Here is a 17,856-nt window from a genome sequence, read left to right on the forward strand (position 1 = left end):
CGGGTCAGGCCACTACCACCACAGGGGGGCACATCTTGTCCACGCCGCCATCGCCGCCGTCGCCGGCGTCGCCATCATCGGGGCGCCTCACCCGCCGACTGCTTCAGCTCTACCTAGGCCTGGCGCTGTACGGCGGGAGTCTGGCCCTCCTCGTGGGGGCGGGCCTGGGCCTGGCGCCCTGGAGCGTCCTGGACCAGGGCATCGCCGAGCTGACCGGCCTGACGATCGGCGTCGTGTCGATCATCGTGGGCGCGGCTGTCCTGCTCCTGTGGATCCCGCTGCGCCAGCGCCCCGGCCTCGGCACGGTCTCCAACGTCTTCGTGGTCGGAATCGCGATGGACGGCACCCTCGCCCTGATTCCCGACACGCACACCCTCGCCGTCCGCATTCCCCTGCTCGTGGTGGCCATCGTCCTCAACGGCGTGGCGACCGGCCTCTACATCGCTGCCCGCTTCGGCCCGGGTCCGCGCGACGGCCTCATGACAGGTCTGCACCGGCGCACCGGCCGCTCGATCCGCCTGGTGCGCACGGCCATCGAAGTGGCGGTGGTGGCGACCGGCTTCGTACTCGGCGGCACGGTCGGCGTGGGCACGGTCCTGTACGCGGTGGCGATCGGACCGCTGGCCCAGCTCTTCCTGCGCGTGTTCGCCGTACCCTCCGCATCATCGAGCGGCAGCACGGTCGTTGCCACCGGGCCATCCGAGCGAGCGATACTGCGCAGGTGACCAGCCGTATACGCCACCCCTATCTCGACCATCCCGGCCCGATCGCCTTCGCCCACCGGGGCGGGGCGGCGGACGGCCTGGAGAACACCGTGGCCCAGTTCCGGCGTGCGGTCGAGGCGGGCTATCGGTACATCGAGACCGATGTACACGCTACGGCGGACGGAAAACTCGTCGCCTTCCACGACGCGACCCTGGACAGAGTGACCGACGGGGCAGGACGAATAGCGGACCTTCCCTGGGACGACGTACGGCACGCGCGCGTGGCGGGCGCGGAACCGGTGCCCCTCTTCGAGGAGTTGCTGGAGACGTTCCCCGACGTCCGCTGGAACGTCGACATCAAGGCGGAGCCCGCCCTGCACCCCCTGCTCGACCTGATCCGCCGCACGGGCTCCTGGGACCGCGTCTGCGTCGGATCCTTCTCCGAGGCGCGCGTCGCCCGCGCCCAGCGCCTGGCCGGTCCGAACCTGGCGACCTCGTACGGCACTCGGGGTGTGCTGGGACTGCGGCTGCGCTCATGGGGCATTCCCGCCGCGCTGCGTCGTTCGGCGGTCTGCGCGCAGGTTCCGGAGGCCCAGTCGGGCATCCCCGTGGTCGACCACCGCTTCGTGCACGCCGCCCACGCGCGCGGGCTGCACGTCCACGTGTGGACGGTCAACGACCCCGCCGCGATGCACCGACTCCTGGACCTGGGAGTCGATGGCATCATGACCGATCACATCGAGACGCTGCGCGGGGTCCTCAAGGACCGCGGTACCTGGGTCTGACGGCCCCGCGGCCCGCATGGCGTCCGCGTACGGGGATGCGACGGGGAAGCGAGGGCACGGGTGGGCACCGACACCGTGCGGGAACGGGCGGCCGAGGAGGCCGCCGAGCGGCGGTACGAACAACGCGGCTGGTACTTCTACGACTGGGCCTGCTCCGTCTACTCGACGAGCGTGCTCACCGTGTTCCTCGGCCCCTATCTGACATCGGTGGCCAAGTCGGCGGCGGACGCGGACGGGTTCGTGCATCCGCTGGGGATCCCGATCCGCGCGGGCTCCTTCTTCGCGTACTCCGTGTCCGCGTCCGTGATCCTCTCGGTCCTCGTGATGCCGCTGGTGGGCGCTGCGGCCGACCGATCCGGCCGCAAGAAGCCGCTGCTCGCGGCCGCCGCCTACACGGGGGCCGCAGCCACCACGGGCATGTTCTTCCTGGACGGCGACCGCTATCTGCTGGGCGGCTTCCTGCTGATTGTGGCCAACGCCTCAGTGGCCGTCTCGATGGTGCTCTACAACTCCTACCTGCCGCAGATCGCCCCGCCCGAGGAGCGCGACGCCGTCTCGTCGAAGGGCTGGGCCTTCGGTTACGCGGCCGGTGCGCTGGTCCTGGTGGCGAACCTGGTGCTGTACACGGCGCACGACAGCTTCGGCGTCTCGGAGGCCACGGCCGTCCGCATCTGTCTGGCCTCGGCGGGCGTCTGGTGGGGTGCCTTCACCCTCATACCGCTCAAGCGGCTGCGCGACCGCCGTACGACGTCCCCTTCGGGGACGTCCACGTCCGTGCATGGCTGGCGGCAACTGGCCGCCACCGTGCGGGACATGCGCCGCCAACCGCTGACGCTCGCCTTCCTACTGGCCTATCTCGTCTACAACGACGGCATCCAGACGGTCATCTCACAGGCCTCCGTGTACGGCTCCGAGGAACTGGGCCTCGGTCAGTCGACCCTGATCGTCGCCGTGCTGCTGGTCCAGTTGCTCGCGGTGGCCGGCGCCCTGGGGATGGGCCGACTGGCCCGGACGTACGGCGCCAAGCGGACCATCCTCGGTTCCCTGATCGCCTGGACCCTCACGCTGGGCGCCGGATACTTCCTGCCCGCGAACGCCCCCGTCTGGTTCTTCGTCCTCGCCGCCGGCATCGGGCTCGTCCTCGGCGGCAGCCAGGCTCTGTCCCGCTCCCTGTTCTCGCATCTGGTGCCGCCCGGCAAGGAGGCCGAGTACTTCTCGGCGTACGAGATGAGCGACCGCGGCATGAGCTGGCTGGGCCCGCTTCTGTTCGGGCTCACCTACCAGCTGACAGGAAGTTATCGGGACGCGATCATCTCGCTCGTGGCCTTCTTCGTGCTGGGATTTGTGCTGCTCGCGAGGGTTCCGGTGCGGCAGGCGGTACGCGATGCGGGCAACCCCGTTCCGGACACGATTTAGCGCCGGAGGCCAAAGGCCGGTAGTGTACGCGTTTGGCCTGCCAGGCGTACCGTTACTGCGCGTCAAAGGTGCCGAAACGGTGTGTGACATCTGCTCTCAGATGTGACAAACCGGGCGTGGGTGGGTACAACAAGGGCGGCTACGACGGCGACGCATGACCCGGAACGGGAATCTTTACCGCCGACCGGACGTTGACCGGATGACGACGACAGCGACACCTGTCCTGTGGGCGACAAGCCCGGGAGGCACGATTCATGAGTGAGCGAGCTCTTCGCGGCACGCGCCTCGTGGTGACCAGCTACGAGACGGACCGCGGCATCGACCTGGCCCCGCGCCAGGCCGTGGAGTACGCATGCGAGAAGGGCCATCGTTTTGAGATGCCCTTCTCGGTGGAGGCGGAGATCCCGCCGGAGTGGGAGTGCAAGGTCTGCGGGGCCCAGGCACTCCTGGTGGACGGCGACGGCCCTGAAGAGAAGAAGGCCAAGCCCGCGCGGACGCATTGGGACATGCTGATGGAGCGGCGTACGCGTGAGGAGCTCGAAGAGGTTCTCGAAGAGCGTCTGGCCGTACTTCGCTCCGGAGCCATGAACATCGCGGTCCATCCGCGGGACAGCCGCAAGTCCGCGTAGCCCCTCCGGGGGTTGGGCGGCATACAGCGCACGCACGCGACCGCAGGCACCGTACCTTTTGTACGGTGCCTGCGGTTTTGTGCGTACGGTCGGCTTTTGCGTGCGGTTCGGTTCTGTGCGTCGTGCGGTTCTGTGCGTCGTGCGGTTTTTGTGCGGCGCCGGTTGGCGGTGTCCTCACCCACCGGTCGCGCGCCGGACGCGTCGAGGGGGTCGACCCGCGCCGGAAACGCGGGCCGACCCCCTCGGCCAAGCGAACAGCCGCCCGCCCAGGCCTCAGCTGTTAAGCGGCGGACGCGGCGAACCCGTGTCCTCCCCGGTCCCCCGCGGTACGTCCTCGCGAATGACCTCACCCGGGACGACCTTGCCATCGGGGCGGTGGATACGGGCCTGCTGGAAGGCGTCACCGAGAGTGCCCGGTGTGGCCTCGCGCATCTTGCGCTCGAAGGTGCGCTCCCCGTAGCGGCTGAGGGCCTTCTGCAGCGGGGGGATGAGCAGTAGCAGGCCGAGCGCGTCGGAGATCAGGCCCGGCAGCATCAGCAGGAGACCGCCCAGCATCATCAGGCCGTTGCCCTCGGCACCCCGCTCGCCCTGTGGCAGCACCCCGCCGCTCTGCTGCTGTTGCAGCGTCTCGCTCAGGACGCGGAAAGCCCGGCGTCCGGCACGCTTGATGACCACCGAGCCGAGGACGAATCCGGCGACCAGCAGCAGGAAGACCGTGAAGCCGCTTGCCGCGCCCGCCACCACGGTCAGCAACCAGATCTCCAGCACCAGCCATGCGGCGATACCGAGCGGCAGGAACCTGAGCAGCCGCGAGCGCCGCGGCCGGGCGGGGTACGTCGGAGTCGAAGCGCCAGTCGTCATGCGTCCAGTGTGCCTGGGTGCGGCTCAGTACGGGATAAGCAGGTGGTCAGCGGGAGCTGTGGAGCCGAACCCGGCCCAGAAGGGCCCATCACCGGCCTCAGGACTGCTTGCGTCCCAGGATCCGCCCGGCCCGCTCCCCCACACCCCACGTGGTCACGCGCCACAGAGCCTCCACCAGGATGTCCCGGCTCATCTTCGAGTCGCCCAGCTCGCGCTCGACGAAGGTGATGGGCACCTCGACCACGTGGAAACCGGCTTTTACGGCCCGCCGCGCCAGGTCGACCTGGAAGCAGTAGCCCTGCGAGGAGACGTCGCCGAGGCCGAGCCCTTCGAGGGTCTCTCGGCGGAAAGCGCGGTAACCGCCGGTGACGTCGCGGATCGGCACGTCGAGCAGGACGCGCGAGTACAGGCTGCCGCCGCGCGAGAGGAACTCACGGGACTTGGGCCAGTTCACCACCCGCCCGCCCGGCATCCACCGGGAGCCGAGGACCAGGTCGGCGCCCTTGAGCGCGGTGAGCAACCGGGGCAGTTCCTCGGGCTGGTGCGAGCCGTCGGCGTCCATCTCGACCAGGACGCCGTAGCCGTGCTCCAGACCCCAGCGGAAGCCCGCGAGGTAGGCGGCCCCGAGGCCTTCCTTGCCCTTGCGGTGCAGCACGTGGATCTGGTCGCTCTCGATGGTCAGTTCGTCGGCGAGCTTGCCGGTGCCGTCGGGGCTGTTGTCGTCGGCGATCAGGATGTGCGCCGCGGGCACGGCAGCCCGCACCCGGCCGACGATCGCCTTGATGTTCTCCGCCTCGTTGTAGGTCGGGATGATCACCAAGGTCGTGCCGAGCGGACCGAACCGCCGCCCACCGCCGTCGTTCACAGCTTCCCCTTAAGACTTCCGTTTAGGGGCTCCACCATAGCGAGCGCCGCTCTTCACGCTGGTGAGGCGCCCACTTCAGAGCCTCGAGCGACAGGTTGGCGCCCAAGAACGGGACCCTGGGAGGCGGGAAGTAACGGCCCCAAGAGGGGGAAATGCTGCGGATCGGGGCCCGGCGCCCTTCGGGCCGACCTGGGACCCGCTGGCTGCGGGTCGACCGAAAGCCGTTGTCTACTGAGCGTCCGGGCCCCACCCGGGTCACACCATCCGGCCGGAACGTTCCCTCGCCCCGTGGCGCGGGCGCTGGGCCTGGCTCCCAGTGGTGGTGCGCCGGTGCGGCACATCACCCCTGACCCAACTGCGCTGCGGCGACTTCGCGGAAGTTCACCGGTCGGACGTCCGGTGGTGGACCCGGCCGAACCTACCGGCCACCTGCCGCTCGCTGTCAACAGCCGTTTGACCTGGGGATTTCCCATCAAATGCCTGGTCAGCGGGGAGGATACGCAGGTCGCACGACAGGCGGCGGGCACTGATCGACACCTCGCCACCCCGGGACATCACTCCTCCGGCCGTACGAATACCGTCCGGCCGCCCACCACGGTGCGCAGGCAGACGGGAAGCTGCGCTCCGGGCGTCAGGTCGGGCAGTCCGGGGGTGCCGGAACGCGGGTCGGTCGACCAGCGGGCGACCCGGTCGTCCGGGGCCTGCACGACGAGCTCGTCGGTGCGCCACACCGCGTAGTCCGCGGGCGCACCCGGCACCAGGACCCCCGCGTCGTCCCGTCCGACCGCCCGCCAGCCACCTCGCGTATGCGCCGTGAACGCGGCGCGCACGGAGACCCGGTGTTCGGGAGTCCGGTGGAAGGCCGCGGCACGGACGGAGCCCCACGGATCGAGCGGGGTGACCGGGCTGTCGGAGCCGAAGGCGAGCGGCACACCGGTGCGCAGCAGGGCCGCGTAGGGGTTGAGCGAACGGGCCCGCTCGGCCCCCAGGCGCTGGACGTACATGCCGTCCTCGCCGCCCCACAGCGCGTCGAAGGCGGGCTGCACGGAGGCGGTGAGGCCGAGATCGGCGAACCCGGTGATCGTCTCGGGGGTGAGCATCTCAGCGTGCTCCACGCGGTGCCGGGCGGCACGCACGCGGGCCAGGCCGACCTTCTCGGCGGCGGCGCGCATGCCTTCGACCACGGCGGTCACGGCGGCATCCCCGATGGCGTGGAAGCCCGCCTGAAGGCCCGCCTCGGTGCAGGCCACCACGTGGGCGGCGATGGCCGCTGTGTCGAGGTAGGCCGTGCCGGCGTGGTCGGCGTCGGCGTACGGCTCGTGCAGGCAGGCCGTGTGCGAACCGAGGGCGCCGTCCACGAAGAGGTCGCCCGCCGCGCCGACCGCTCCCAGGGCACGGGCCTTCTCGACATCCTGCTCGGCCCAGTAGCCGACGACCCGGGGCCCGGCCTCCTCGGCAGCGAGCCTCAGCAGCCCGGTGAAGTCGTCCTCGGAGGAGATCTCCGGGCCCCCGCACTCGTGGACGGAGCCGATGCCGAGCGAGACCGCGTGCCGCAGGGCGGCGCGCTGGGCCTCGGTGCGCTGCTCAGGGGTGACGGCCGCAAACGCGGCGGCGCGTACAGCGTGGTGGGCGTCGCGGGTGAGCGGAGCGCGGTCCTGGAAGCCGGCCGCCCGGCGCACGCCCGGCGCCAGGTCCAGCAGGGCCGTGGTGACGACGGCCGAGTGGACGTCGATCCGGCTGAGGTAGAGCGGGCGGCCGCCGACGACCTCGTCGAGTTCGTCCCGCCGCGGCGCCCGCTGTTCGGGCCAGCGGGACGCGTCCCAGCCATGGCCGAGCAGCACCCGGTCGGCGGGGCGGCCGGCCGCGAAGTCCCGGACGAGAGCCATCGCCTCGTCGAGCGTGCGGGCGCCGGAGAGGTCGAGGCCGGTGAGAGCGAGGCCGGTGGACGTGGTGTGCACGTGTGCGTCGGTGAACGCCGGGGTGACGAGCGCCCCCTGGAGGTCCACCACCTCGTCGACGCCGTCCGCGAACGCGTCGGCCGCGCCTTCGGAACCGACCCAGGCGACCTGCCCGCGTTCCACGACCATCGCGGTGGCGAACGGGTCGGCGGGACTGTGGACCTCCCCGCCGCGCAGCAGAACGGTTCGGACGGTGGCGGTGCTCTCACTCATGGAGAACAGTCTCGCCCCTCGGCGCGCACGCCCCGCGCACGGGGCCTCAGATCTTCGGCGGCCGAGCCTCGTACGGCGTGGAGAGAACCACCGTCGTACGCGTCGATACGCCCGCCAGTGTGCGCACGCGCGCGAGGAGCTCCTCCAGCTCGTGCGGCGTCGCGACGCGGACCTTGAGGATGTAGTTCTCGTCGCCCGCGACGCTGTGGCACGCCTCGAGCTCCGGGACCCCCGCCAGGCGCTCCGCGATGTCGTCCGGGGCGCTGGGATCGAACGGTTTCACCGAGATGAAGGCCGTCAGCGGCAGCCCGACGGCCTCCGGGTCGACGACCGCGGCATAGCCGCGGATGACGCCCCGCTGCTCCAGTCGGCGCACCCGCTGGTGCACGGCAGACGTGGACAGGCCCGTGGCCTTGCCCAGGTCGGTGTAGCTCATCCGCCCGTCTTCGACGAGCAGCTGCACGATGTGGCGGTCCAGCTCCTCCATGGCGGAGAACCTACAGGTCCCTTGATCCCCTCGGATACCTCAGCGGCGCAGGTCATACCCGGCTTGTGACCTGCCCGGGGGCAGCCGGCGGGGCGCGTGGCGGACAAATCCGCCGGGTCGGGCACCTGCGGCTGGCATGTGACGAACGCCACATGATGCCGATCGGTTCCGTGATGTTGTCGTGATTACCGCCGAGACGGGACGGGAAGTGCTTGCTGTGGTCGAGGTCGCAGCGCCTTGTCGGCCCACCTGAGGGGGAGTAGCCCATGCAGAGTCTGAAGCGCCCTGGTCGCACCGCACCCAAGCGGCAGCAGCCTGTTGTCGAGCCCGAGCCGGAGGGCGTCGAACCGGACGCCGTGGACGGCGAGGAGTTCGACGCGTACGACACCTTCGAGATGTACCGGGTGATCTGCCCGGACTGCGCGCAGCCCATCGCGCTGCTGGCCGACGAGGAGGTCCTGCCGGAGCACGCGCTGTGCGCCTCACCGTGGAACCCGTTCGGGCTCACGGTCTGCGCCGGTACGGGCCGCGCGGCGGCCGACTCCCGGCCCGCCGACGAGACGATGGAGGCCCAGGAGCAGGAGACCGCCCTGCTGTTGACGCTCCCTCAGGGGCTCGACTGGCGGACCCAGCCCTTCTCGCACGTCGGTGGCCCCGGCTCGCGCCCCATGCGGGTGCCGGTGATGCGCCGCCAGGCCGCCTGAGCGGTACATAGCCCGTACTCAGCCCGGTCCCCGCTGAGCGGTCCTCAGTCCCCGTAGCTGCCCTGCACCATGGCTCGCAGGCTGTCGTGGTGCAGGATCAGTGTGTCCGGGTCCGCCGGGACGGCGGCTTCACCGAAGTGCACCTGACGGTAGGCCACGCGCAGCATGACGACGGCGTGCCGCAGGGCCGCGTACAGGATGTGGAAATCCATGTCCCGCGGTGTGTGGCCGGTGAGTCGGGCGTAGCGTCGCTCCACGCGGTCGCGGCGCAGGAAGTCGGGCAGTCCGCGCTGCCCGAAGCTCACGGTGAGGTCCTGGAAGAAGCGGTGCAGGTAGATCATCCAGCCGAGGTCGACCTCGCGCGGGGCCAGGGCCGCCATCTCCCAGTCGAGGACAGCGGCGGGTTCGAAGCCGTCGTAGATGACGTTCCCGATGCGCGCGTCGCCCCAGCTGAGCACCGCCTCGCCCTCGTCGCTCGGCCAGAGCGCGTCGAGCCGGTGGAAGGCGTCTTCGATGAGGGGTGAGCGTGACAGCCCGTCAATCACCCATTCGTAGTAGGCGCGTTGGGCCTCCACGTGATTCCGCAGCGGGCTGCCGTCGCCCGGCGCGGACAGGAAGCCGGCATCGTGCACCGGGACTTGGTCATGCAGCCTCGCGAGGAGTCCGACCGAGGCGGCTTCCAGCCGCTCGCGCTCGGCGTCGCTCGCCCCGTGCAGCCAGTTCCCCTCGTACGTGTAGGGCATGACGTCGGGCGGTACGCGGCCCTCGACGCGCTCCATGACGAAGAAGGGCGCCCCGAGCGGCCCTGGATCCTCCTCCAGCCACAGCACACGCGGCACCGGGAGGTCCGAGCGGTCGCCGACCAGGCGCATGGTGCGGTACTGGCGCGGCAGGTCGTAGACCGGGAAGACGGTGTACGCCGCCGGGTCCGCCGCGAGCCTCAACGCGCAGGCGTGGGCCGGTGGTTCGGGGTGCTCGATGTCGAAGAGCAGGGTCTCGCTGGACAGTCCGTTGGACTCGGGAACTCGGACGTCGACCGCCTTGGCGCCGGGCAGTCGCGTGCCGAGCCATGCGGTCAGCCGCTGGGCGAGTTCCTCCGGGTCGCGGGTGGTGGTACGCGGACGGGGTGCCGTTGCCATGTCCCGATCCCTCCCTCTCTCTTCAACTCCCTCAAGGCGCGCCCGAGTCGAAGCCGGTGAACCCGCTCGGGTCGTGCCGCCCGAACGAGCCGTGCTCGAAGATCCCGTGCCCGATCTGCCCGTCGAGGGTGAAGCGGGCGGCGTGATCGGTGACCCCGTACGCGGCGAGCCGATGCGCGGCCGGATCGGACAGGTCGTACGTTCGGCGGTCGGTCCAGCCGCGGCCGCGCCAGGTGCCGTGCTGCCAGTCGTCGGCCGGCGGATAGCCGGCGCCGACGGCGAGCGGGGAGGAGGCGAGAACCTCGACGCCGAGTTCCATCGGCTTGCGGAGATCGCCCAGATGAACGACCGCGCGTTCCGGGTGCCGGGTGCCGCTGCGGTATTTGATCTCCGCCTGGGGCCAGCCGAGTTGGCGGTCGCGCTCTCCCTGGCGCACGAGCGTCGCGTCGTTGAGGGTCCGGTATCCGTCGGCGTCCTCCTGGGTGATGACCATCAGGAAGCGGTCCTCGAAACGGACGGGAGACCAGATCCAGTGGAAGCCCTCGGTCCGGTGTTCCTCGGCGAGGCGGCCGCCTTCCTCGCCGGGGATGGGGCGTGTGCCCCAGCTGCGGTCCCGGGTGCCGGTCCAGTCGCCGGCCGAGAGCCGTATCTCCTCCCCCGCGACCCGGATCCAGCCGTCGCACCGGCCCGCCTGGGCGAAGCGTCTGCCCTCCAAGGTGAGGCGGGGGCCCCGGCGTTGGAGGTGATGCGGCTCCCACAGCGCCGGAAAGTCCGCCGACCAGTTGATCTCGTACGACAGCCCGTCCGGGTCGTCGGGGTCGGCCGCGCAGCTCAGGACGAAGTCCTTCAGCGGGCGCTCGACAAGGATCCGGAACGGGCCGACGGCCATCTTCATCCGGGTGTCGTCGTCCAGCGCGTCCGAGGCGCGGACGGCGTGCAGGGTGTCCCCGATCCGGAGGGTCGCGTAGGCGTCGATCACTCCGAGGTTCGGATACACGCCGAGCCCCAGGATGAGCAGTGCGCGCCCCTGGTGGTCGAAGACGTGGAAGATGCACCGGTCGTACGCGTTCCGGTCCCCCGTCGCCACGTGCTTCATCGAGAGGGGGACCTGGTGGACGGGGTACTCGTCGAGCGCTACGGGGCGGTCGTCGTCGGCCATCGGCTCTCCCTGGGCGCGGCAGAGGGTGACGTCGCCCGGAGGGGTGCGGCCCCCGGCGGCGAAGTTGACGGTACGTCAGGAGTACCGCCGGGGCCAGGGTTCCGGGTGCCCTCGTACGGGCCCCGCGCGAACTGACGGGCGAATCCGTGCGCCGGTGACCTGTCCTCCCTTGGCCGCGTTGGTCTCGGTATGACCCCCACATACGCCGAGACGGGCCGTCGCCGCCGCATCCTCGTCCCGTTGCCGGGAGAATCGGTTCCGCATGGCCCCCAGCAGCCTCAGCAGCCCCTGGATCCCCCCATCTACCGCGCCCTGATCCGCAGTTGGGCCGACCGGGGCCGCACCCTGCCGGGGCGCCACGACCCGGAGTGGGCCCGGCTCGCGGCACCCTCGGCCATGTACGGGTACGGGCAGTTCAGCGCGATTCGGGACCCGCGAGGTGACGGGCGATGACCATCCGCTGGATCTGATTGGTGCCCTCGACGATCTGCAGCACCTTGGCCTCGCGCATGAAGCGCTCGACGGGGAAGTCGGCCGTGTAGCCGTACCCCCCGAGCACCTGGACGGCGTCGGTGGTGACCTTCATCGCCGCGTCGGTACACAGCAGCTTCGCCATGGCCGCCTGCTTGGCGAAGGGCCGCCCGGCGTCGCGCAGCCGGGCGGCGGCGAGGTAGAGCGCCCGGCCCGCCTCGATCTGCGTCGCCATGTCCGCGAGCATGAAGCGCAGGCCCTGGAAATCGGCGATCGGCCGGCCGAACTGCCGGCGCCCGGTGGCGTACGCGACCGCCTCGTCGAGCGCCGCCTGCGCCACGCCGATCGCGCAGGCCGCGATGCCGAGCCGCCCGGAGTCGAGCGCGGAGAGGGCGATCGCGAAGCCCTGGCCCTCGTCGCCGATACGCCGGTCGTCGGGGACCCGCACCCCGTCGAAGTGGACCTGAGCCGTGGGCGAGCCCTTCATACCCATCTTCTTCTCCGGCATCGCGGCGCTCAGCCCCTCGGCGTCGCCGGGCACCAGGAACGCCGTGATGCCGCGCGCCCCCTCCCCGCCGGTGCGCGCGAGCACGGTGTAGAAGTCGGCGACTCCGCCGTGCGTGATCCAGGCTTTGGTGCCCGTGATCACCCAGTCGTCGCCATCCCGGACCGCTTTCGTACGCAGGCTGGCGGCATCGGATCCGGATGACGGCTCGGAGAGGCAGTAGGCGCCCAGGAGGCCGCCGCCGAGCATCTCCGGCAGGTGCTCGACCTGCTGCTCCTTGGTGCCGTAGTTGGCGAGGGCGTGACAGGACAGCGAGTGCACGCTCACGCCGAGGCCGACGGTGAGACGGGCCGCGGCGAGCTCTTCGAGGACCTGGAGGTAGACCTCGTACGGCTGGTCTCCGCCGCCGTACTCGGAGTCGTACGGAAGGCCGAGCAGTCCCGACTCCGAGAGCAGCGTGAAGACGTCGCGCGGGAAGCGTCCAGCGTCCTCCTCGGCGGCCGCCTTCGAGGCGATCTCGCGCTGCGCGATGTCGCGGACGAGCGAGATCAGGTCCCGGGCCTCGTCCGTGGGCAGTTGCCGGTCCACCGGCTGCGGGGCGCGGTCAGGCATGGCGACGCTCTCCTCCCTGTCGGCCGACGGACACACGGGGTGAGGTGGCTCCGCCGGGTCTTGCGTGACCCAGTCGATGGTGCGGCTCCGGGTCACGGAAGCTACTGACCAGCGGCTGTGGCGCTGTGAGTATGCCCGATCCGGGGCAGTGCGTCACGTGTTAACGACCGTTAATTACGCCACATTCGCAGGCGCGGCCACGGAGATTCAAATTGGTCCGAACCATTGACGCACTGGTCTAGTCCTCCTACTGTTCCCCCAGCATCTAACGCGTTCATGCCAAAAGGACGCAGCAGGTCCGGCACCACTTCCCCCACGCTCCCCTCCCCCACGAGGAGACACGATGCTCAGACCGCACCGCCCCCGCGCCCGCTTCCGTTTCCGGGCGCTCCTCTCCGCCGCGTGTTGTGCCGTTCTCGGCGCGGGGCTGCTCGCCGGCGCGGGCTCCGCCACCGCGGTCGGCACGGCCGAGCAGGCCGCCGCGCCCACGGCAGCCGGCTCCAAGGTCGTCGGCTACTTCACCGAATGGGGCACCTACGACCGCAAGTACCTCGTCAAGAACATCCAGACGTCCGGCTCCGCGGCCAAGCTGACGCACATCAACTACGCCTTCGGCAATGTCACCGGCGGCAAGTGCGCGATGGGCGACGCCTACGCGGCGACCGAGCGGACCTACACCGCGGCCGAGTCCGTGGACGGGGTCGCCGACACCTGGGACCAGCCCCTGCGCGGCACCTTCAGCCAGCTGCGCGAGCTCAAGAAGCTCCACCCGAACCTCAAGGTCCTGTGGTCCTTCGGCGGCTGGACCTGGTCGGCGGGCTTCACCGAGGCCGCCAGGAACCCGGCGGCGTTCGCCCAGTCCTGCTACGACCTGGTCGAGAACTCGAAGTGGGCGGACGTCTTCGACGGGATCGACATCGACTGGGAGTACCCGAACGCGTGCGGTGCCACCTGTGACACGAGCGGGAGGGCGGCGTACAAGAACCTGATGTCGGCGGTGCGCGCGAAGTTCGGCGGCTCCGCGCTGGTCACCTCTGCGATCCCGGCCGACGCGACGAGCGGCGGCAAGCTCGACGCTGCGGACTACGCGGGCGCCGCCCAGTACGTCAACTGGTACAACCCGATGACGTACGACTTCTTCGGCGCCTGGGACGCGACCGGTCCGACGGCTCCGCACTCGCCGCTGAACTCCTACTCCGGGATCCCGAAGGCGAGTTACCACACCTCCGCGACGATCACCAAGCTGAAGGGTCTGGGCATCCCGGCCTCGAAGCTGCTGCTCGGCATCGGCTTCTACGGACGCGGCTGGACCGGGGTCACCCAGGCGGCGCCCGGCGGCACCGCCACCGGCCCGGCGGCGGGGACGTACGAGCAGGGCATCGACGACTACAAGGTGCTCAAGACGAAGTGCCCGGCGACCGGCACGGTCGGCGGCACGGCGTACGCCAAGTGCGGGACCAACTGGTGGAGTTACGACACCCCGTCGACCATCGCCGGGAAGATGACCTACAAGAACGCGCAGGGCCTGGGCGGCACGTTCTTCTGGGAGCTGAGCGGTGACACCTCGAACGGCGAGCTGATCAAGGCGATCAACTAGCCGCGTTCGTACGGCACTTGAGGCGGGAGTCTGTCGCCGGACTCCCGCCCCTCGCTCACGGCGTCGCGGCGGGCGGGCCGCGGGGCCGGGTAGGCGGCGTCGAGCTCCTCGATGGCGCGCAGCGTGCCGCCGAGCATCTTCACCAGCAGTTCGCGCATGAGGTCGCGCGAGAGGCCGTAGTGGTCGATCCAGTCGAGGGTGGCGCCCTCGACGCCGCACAGCCAGCCGAGCAGCGCCGTGCGGGGCAGCGGGGCGATCTTCCGTCTCCCGTACGCCCCTTCGGCGATGGTCTCGACGATGGCTTCCCGCACGTTCTCCCGGATCGCGTGCACCTCGGCGTCGAAACCGACACCGCCGCTGATGATCGTGCGGTACGCGGCCTGGTTGTGCTCGGCGTAGCACAGATAGCCGTCGATGGTGCGGTGCACTCGTTCCTCGGGGGGCAGTTCGAGACCGCCGGCCGCCCGGGAGATCAGATCGGCCACCGAGTCCTGGACGATCGCCAGGTAGTAGCCGCGCTTGGATCTGAAGTAGTAGTAGATCAATCCCTTGGCGACGTGCGCCTGCTTCGCGATGTCATCCATCGACAGGGCGTCGTACGACGTGTCGGCGAATAACTTCCGCCCGATGGCGATGAGTTCGGCACGGCGTGCCAAGGAGCGGTCGGTGCCGCGCGCTCCGGGGCGGTCGACGCCGCTCTGTTGACTATTATTCAATTCCGGACCTGGTCTCCAACTGCGAGCGGGACATCCGCAGTATTGCAGACCTGCGCCACCAGCCTGTTCGACTCTCTTCGAGAGCCTCAGACCAGGCCGAGCCGCGTCACGAGCATCGCCAGCACCACCACGAACGTCCAGCCCGCGATGTGCTCGACGATCTTCGGACCGTCGCCCTTGGGGCCGCCGGTGCGGGCCCGGACGCGTCCGGCGGCGGCAGAGGTCGTGGTCATGGCAGCTCGCTCACGCTCGTCTTGCTTGCAGTGGACTCCCCCCACCGATCTGTCCACCTTGCCACCGGATCAGGATTTTGCGGGGGAGAGCTTCGTCACGGCGCGAGGGCACGCAAGGGCGGCCACTCCGGAGGTCCGCAGTGGCCGCTCTTCCCGCCGTACTCAGCCGCCGCTCAGCGAATGCCCACCTCCGCCAGCGCCTCCAGCTGGCCCGCTGTGGGATGCGCCGGGAAGTAGAGATAGCAGACCCCGCCGGTACCGGAGACGACGTTCCCGGAGGCGTTGTACCTCTTGGTGCGGAGCCAGATGTTCTCCCACTCGCGCCGCTGGTAGACGCGCCGCACCGCGTCGTTGCTCGGCGAGAACGGATCGTTGGCGATCACGTCACCGTCGGCGGTGAACCCGATGACGGTCATCAGATGTCCCGCGGTGCCGTAACCCGCCCCCGTCAGCTCGGACTCGAGAAACGACTGGGACGTTATGGCCGGAATACCGGCCGCGATCAGCGTCTCCAGGTCGGTGAGCGAACGGAGCCGCGTCACCACGCCCTGGAGGTCCTCGTACGTCGCCGCGTAGGCAGCGTTGAAGGGCCAGTTGCCGCAGCCGGCGTACTGGTAGTCGTAGGTGAAGCGGGCGGCATGGCACACCTGCGGATCCACGTACTCAGGCTTCACCCACGCCAGGTCCTCGGCCGTGGGCTTCCGCCCCCAGTACTCGATGATCATCTGGGAGGAGGTGGGGCTGCACCAGGCCTCGCCCCCGTTGTCGTACTCGGGGTACTGGCCCGCGTGGATCTCCTGCGAGTAGCGCGGCACCGCCAGCTCCCGCGCGAGACCGGGCGTCGAGGCCGGGACGGTGAAGCGGTCCGGGACGTCCGAGCCCATCGCCCCGAGCCGCCACACGGTCGGCGTGCTCTTGGTCCCGGGCTTGCGGTACAGGGTCATCCGCAGCCGGTACGACACCAGGCGCAGGCCCGAGGCGGCGTCGTCGATGGAGAAGGTGTCCGTCCAGACGCTGCTCCTGCCGTCGCTCTGGTCGTCCACGGAGGTCCGCTTGATGTCCTGGTCACCGGCGGCCCAGCGGCCCATCACGTACCAGGGCGAGTCCGTACCGTCGGAGTAGGTGCCCCCCAGCTCGACCTGGAGCCAGGTGCCCGCCGGAGTCCGCGCATTCCACGAGGCGATGACCTCCGCCGAGGGGACAGCGAGGCGGTGGACCGGCGAGGTCCAGCGTGCGTACTCCCAGGCGGCGGTCTTACCGGTGTGCGGGTCCGGGTAGTCGGTACGGCCGACAGGGGTCGCGATCACCATGCCCGGGCGGTCCCCCGAGACGGCCCGGGTACCCTCCGCGGTGCCACTGCACCAGTCGCTGTACGAGGTCCAGAAACGGTTGTCCACGAGGCCTGAAGGAGCTTTCGACGGGGCTGTCGTCAAGACTTTCGCGGGGCGGGCGGTCGAGTCGGCCGCGGATGCGGCCGCCGGACTCGCGGCACCCGCCGCCGCGGCCACCACCGCGGTCAGAAGGATTCTGCGGGACGGCTCTTCAGCTCTGGTCATGGGTTGGGTGACCCCCAGGTGTCCGGAACGGGCGAGTCCAACGAGTGAGTCCGATGCGCGCGTGTGCGCCAACTATGAATGCCGCCCACGGCTTCTGCCAGCACTTCGGGCTTCGCGGCGCCCACGGATGTTGGTCGGAACCGCCGGCATGAGCAGGGGTGCGGCGGCGGGGAGGACCAGGGCCGGAGGATCGGGGACGGAGGATCGAGGACGCGGGGCTCTGGGGCGTATGCCCTCCGGTCCCTTCCCCAGTGGCGACGCCGTCTCCCCATTCACCCCGATTTCAGCCTCGGTAGAGTGTTCCTCCGGAATATGTACGCGTCGCACGGCACCCAGGGACCTCCCATTCACCTCCACACCCTCGTCTCCCAGCTGCACCGGCTGCCGCCGTCCTGCGGTGGCGTCCGACTCATCGGTGTCGACGGGCACGCGGGCTCCGGTAAGAGCACGTTCGCGGGGCTGCTGGCCGAGGCACTGGGCGGCGCGCCCGTGCTGCACCTGGACGACATCGCCTCGCACGAGGAGCTCTTCGCGTGGACCGGGCGGCTGCTCCGAGAGGTCGTCGAGCCGCTGGGCCGCGGGGAGAGCGCGCGCTACCGGCCGTACGACTGGCACGCGCGCGATTTCGGGCCGGCCCGCGTCCTGCCGCCCGCGCCCGTGATCCTCGTCGAAGGAGTCGGCGCCGGCCGCCGCGCGCTGCGGCCGTGGCTGGCGCGACTGCTGTGGATGGAGTTGCCCCACGAAGACGCATGGGCACGTGGGCAGCAACGGGACGGATCGGCCCAGAGCGAGTTCTGGGAAGGGTGGGTTCGCGCTGAGCGCCGACACTTCACCGAAGACCCTTCACGACCCTTCGCAGACCTTCTGGTACGCCAGTGTCCAGAGGGATATGAGATGTTTCCGGGACCTACTGCGACCCAGACAGCGAGCCGATCCATCACACACCGTGACGGCCCAGCGTCTGTGTGCTGAACTCGTGAAGGCCCACGCCCGAGAAGTTCTCCGAGTCCCTCAACTCGGCTTGACCGGGGGGCCGTACAGGTCTTACGTTCTCAATGTGCGGCCTTTCGAGGCCGCCCCACAGACGCGAAGCCCCCGGTTGTTCCCCCGTGATCGGGGGCTTCGTTCTGTCCTCAACCTTTTTCCGGACGCTCCGAGGCGCGATTCGCTCACCCTCGGTAACCAAGCGGAGTGCGCCCCATCTGCTCCCACCTCGAAGAACCCGGCGTGACGCACCCTTCGGCCC

18 protein-coding genes are annotated in these 17,856 nt (G+C 70.2%); 8 read left to right on the forward strand and 10 right to left on the reverse strand.

What is annotated here, in order from left to right; translation table 11 throughout:
* Positions 1 to 35 precede the first annotated feature (35 nt).
* The 4 genes from yczE to ACTWQR_RS08600 all read left to right on the forward strand — a co-directional run bounded on the left by yczE (position 36) and on the right by ACTWQR_RS08600 (position 3,534).
* A complete protein-coding gene (gene yczE / locus ACTWQR_RS08585; RefSeq protein WP_443226335.1) occupies positions 36 to 725 on the forward strand; it encodes a membrane protein YczE in 690 nt (229 codons plus the stop codon).
* Positions 722 to 1,489, forward strand: a complete 768-nt coding sequence (locus ACTWQR_RS08590) for a glycerophosphodiester phosphodiesterase (protein ID WP_443226336.1) — start codon at positions 722 to 724, stop codon at positions 1,487 to 1,489. Before yczE ends, ACTWQR_RS08590 begins: the two co-directional genes overlap by 4 nt.
* Positions 1,490 to 1,549: 60 nt before the next feature.
* Positions 1,550 to 2,905: an MFS transporter gene (locus tag ACTWQR_RS08595; protein WP_443226337.1), complete on the forward strand. Its 1,356-nt coding sequence runs from the start codon at positions 1,550 to 1,552 to the stop codon at positions 2,903 to 2,905.
* 254 nt (positions 2,906 to 3,159) lie between these two features.
* Positions 3,160 to 3,534 (forward strand): RNA polymerase-binding protein RbpA, encoded by a 375-nt coding sequence (locus ACTWQR_RS08600; RefSeq protein WP_003977404.1) that lies wholly within the window; start codon positions 3,160 to 3,162, stop codon positions 3,532 to 3,534.
* Between the two features lie 273 nt (positions 3,535 to 3,807).
* On the opposite strand, the gene fxsA is transcribed toward ACTWQR_RS08600, so the two are convergent.
* From fxsA to ACTWQR_RS08620, 4 genes are all read right to left on the reverse strand, one after another.
* On the reverse strand, positions 3,808 to 4,395 hold the full coding sequence (fxsA, locus tag ACTWQR_RS08605) for an FxsA family membrane protein (protein ID WP_443226338.1): 588 nt from the start codon (positions 4,393 to 4,395) through the stop codon (positions 3,808 to 3,810).
* 97 nt (positions 4,396 to 4,492) lie between these two features.
* Complete coding sequence (locus tag ACTWQR_RS08610; RefSeq protein WP_443226339.1) at positions 4,493 to 5,260, reverse strand: polyprenol monophosphomannose synthase; 768 nt, start codon at positions 5,258 to 5,260, stop codon at positions 4,493 to 4,495.
* 554 nt (positions 5,261 to 5,814) lie between these two features.
* Positions 5,815 to 7,431: an amidohydrolase gene (locus tag ACTWQR_RS08615; protein ID WP_443226340.1), complete on the reverse strand. Its 1,617-nt coding sequence runs from the start codon at positions 7,429 to 7,431 to the stop codon at positions 5,815 to 5,817.
* 46 nt (positions 7,432 to 7,477) lie between these two features.
* Complete coding sequence (locus ACTWQR_RS08620) at positions 7,478 to 7,918, reverse strand: Lrp/AsnC family transcriptional regulator (protein WP_443226341.1); 441 nt, start codon at positions 7,916 to 7,918, stop codon at positions 7,478 to 7,480.
* A gap of 266 nt (positions 7,919 to 8,184) precedes the next feature.
* On the opposite strand from ACTWQR_RS08620, the gene ACTWQR_RS08625 reads away from it, so the two are divergent.
* Positions 8,185 to 8,622 (forward strand): hypothetical protein, encoded by a 438-nt coding sequence (locus tag ACTWQR_RS08625; RefSeq protein WP_443226342.1) that lies wholly within the window; start codon positions 8,185 to 8,187, stop codon positions 8,620 to 8,622.
* 44 nt (positions 8,623 to 8,666) lie between these two features.
* Here ACTWQR_RS08625 and ACTWQR_RS08630 read toward each other — a convergent pair whose 3' ends face one another.
* Both ACTWQR_RS08630 and ACTWQR_RS08635 read right to left on the reverse strand, forming a co-directional pair.
* The gene (locus tag ACTWQR_RS08630; protein WP_443226343.1) at positions 8,667 to 9,761 is read right to left on the reverse strand and encodes a phosphotransferase family protein; all 1,095 of its coding nucleotides are present in this window, start codon (positions 9,759 to 9,761) and stop codon (positions 8,667 to 8,669) included.
* 31 nt (positions 9,762 to 9,792) lie between these two features.
* Positions 9,793 to 10,920, reverse strand: a complete 1,128-nt coding sequence (locus ACTWQR_RS08635; RefSeq protein WP_443226344.1) for a hypothetical protein — start codon at positions 10,918 to 10,920, stop codon at positions 9,793 to 9,795.
* Positions 10,921 to 11,109: 189 nt separating this feature from the next.
* Here ACTWQR_RS08635 and ACTWQR_RS08640 point away from each other — a divergent pair, with 189 nt between their 5' ends.
* Positions 11,110 to 11,373 carry a hypothetical protein gene (locus ACTWQR_RS08640; RefSeq protein WP_443226345.1) on the forward strand — a complete coding sequence of 88 codons (264 nt, stop codon included), beginning with the start codon at positions 11,110 to 11,112 and terminating at the stop codon, positions 11,371 to 11,373.
* Here ACTWQR_RS08640 and ACTWQR_RS08645 read toward each other — a convergent pair.
* Positions 11,336 to 12,508, reverse strand: coding sequence for an acyl-CoA dehydrogenase family protein (locus ACTWQR_RS08645; RefSeq protein WP_443226346.1), 1,173 nt, complete (start codon positions 12,506 to 12,508; stop codon positions 11,336 to 11,338). The genes ACTWQR_RS08640 and ACTWQR_RS08645 overlap by 38 nt on opposite strands.
* Before the next feature lie 343 nt (positions 12,509 to 12,851).
* Here ACTWQR_RS08645 and ACTWQR_RS08650 point away from each other — a divergent pair, with 343 nt between their 5' ends.
* Positions 12,852 to 14,105, forward strand: coding sequence for a glycoside hydrolase family 18 protein (locus tag ACTWQR_RS08650; protein WP_443226347.1), 1,254 nt, complete (start codon positions 12,852 to 12,854; stop codon positions 14,103 to 14,105).
* Here ACTWQR_RS08650 and ACTWQR_RS08655 read toward each other — a convergent pair.
* From ACTWQR_RS08655 to ACTWQR_RS08665, 3 genes are all read right to left on the reverse strand, one after another.
* Positions 14,102 to 14,821 (reverse strand): TetR/AcrR family transcriptional regulator, encoded by a 720-nt coding sequence (locus tag ACTWQR_RS08655; RefSeq protein ID WP_443226348.1) that lies wholly within the window; start codon positions 14,819 to 14,821, stop codon positions 14,102 to 14,104. The two genes, ACTWQR_RS08650 and ACTWQR_RS08655, sit on opposite strands and share 4 nt — an antisense overlap.
* A gap of 86 nt (positions 14,822 to 14,907) precedes the next feature.
* Positions 14,908 to 15,054 (reverse strand): SCO1431 family membrane protein, encoded by a 147-nt coding sequence (locus ACTWQR_RS08660; RefSeq protein ID WP_443226349.1) that lies wholly within the window; start codon positions 15,052 to 15,054, stop codon positions 14,908 to 14,910.
* A 173-nt stretch (positions 15,055 to 15,227) separates the two neighbouring features.
* On the reverse strand, positions 15,228 to 16,610 hold the full coding sequence (locus ACTWQR_RS08665; protein ID WP_443226350.1) for a peptidase C39 family protein: 1,383 nt from the start codon (positions 16,608 to 16,610) through the stop codon (positions 15,228 to 15,230).
* Between the two features lie 312 nt (positions 16,611 to 16,922).
* Between ACTWQR_RS08665 and ACTWQR_RS08670 the strand changes: the two genes are divergently transcribed.
* The gene (locus tag ACTWQR_RS08670; RefSeq protein ID WP_443226501.1) at positions 16,923 to 17,582 is read left to right on the forward strand and encodes a uridine kinase family protein; all 660 of its coding nucleotides are present in this window, start codon (positions 16,923 to 16,925) and stop codon (positions 17,580 to 17,582) included.
* Positions 17,583 to 17,856 lie beyond the last annotated feature (274 nt).

The sequence above is a fragment of the Streptomyces sp. 2A115 genome (assembly GCF_052245575.1).
In the GTDB taxonomy this organism is placed as follows: Bacteria; Actinomycetota; Actinomycetes; order Streptomycetales; family Streptomycetaceae; genus Streptomyces.

Coding starts and splice junctions, on each gene's coding strand:
- ACTWQR_RS08600 (WP_003977404.1), top strand. CDS start 3,160: ATGAGTGAGCGAGCTCTTCGCGGCACGCGCCTCGTGGTGACCAGCTAC.
- fxsA (WP_443226338.1), bottom strand. CDS start 4,395: ATGACGACTGGCGCTTCGACTCCGACGTACCCCGCCCGGCCGCGGCGC.
- ACTWQR_RS08615 (WP_443226340.1), bottom strand. CDS start 7,431: ATGAGTGAGAGCACCGCCACCGTCCGAACCGTTCTGCTGCGCGGCGGG.
- ACTWQR_RS08620 (WP_443226341.1), bottom strand. CDS start 7,918: ATGGAGGAGCTGGACCGCCACATCGTGCAGCTGCTCGTCGAAGACGGG.
- ACTWQR_RS08625 (WP_443226342.1), top strand. CDS start 8,185: ATGCAGAGTCTGAAGCGCCCTGGTCGCACCGCACCCAAGCGGCAGCAG.
- ACTWQR_RS08630 (WP_443226343.1), bottom strand. CDS start 9,761: ATGGCAACGGCACCCCGTCCGCGTACCACCACCCGCGACCCGGAGGAA.
- ACTWQR_RS08635 (WP_443226344.1), bottom strand. CDS start 10,920: ATGGCCGACGACGACCGCCCCGTAGCGCTCGACGAGTACCCCGTCCAC.
- ACTWQR_RS08640 (WP_443226345.1), top strand. CDS start 11,110: ATGACCCCCACATACGCCGAGACGGGCCGTCGCCGCCGCATCCTCGTC.
- ACTWQR_RS08645 (WP_443226346.1), bottom strand. CDS start 12,508: ATGCCTGACCGCGCCCCGCAGCCGGTGGACCGGCAACTGCCCACGGAC.
- ACTWQR_RS08650 (WP_443226347.1), top strand. CDS start 12,852: ATGCTCAGACCGCACCGCCCCCGCGCCCGCTTCCGTTTCCGGGCGCTC.
- ACTWQR_RS08660 (WP_443226349.1), bottom strand. CDS start 15,054: ATGACCACGACCTCTGCCGCCGCCGGACGCGTCCGGGCCCGCACCGGC.
- ACTWQR_RS08665 (WP_443226350.1), bottom strand. CDS start 16,610: ATGACCAGAGCTGAAGAGCCGTCCCGCAGAATCCTTCTGACCGCGGTG.
- ACTWQR_RS08670 (WP_443226501.1), top strand. CDS start 16,923: ATGTACGCGTCGCACGGCACCCAGGGACCTCCCATTCACCTCCACACC.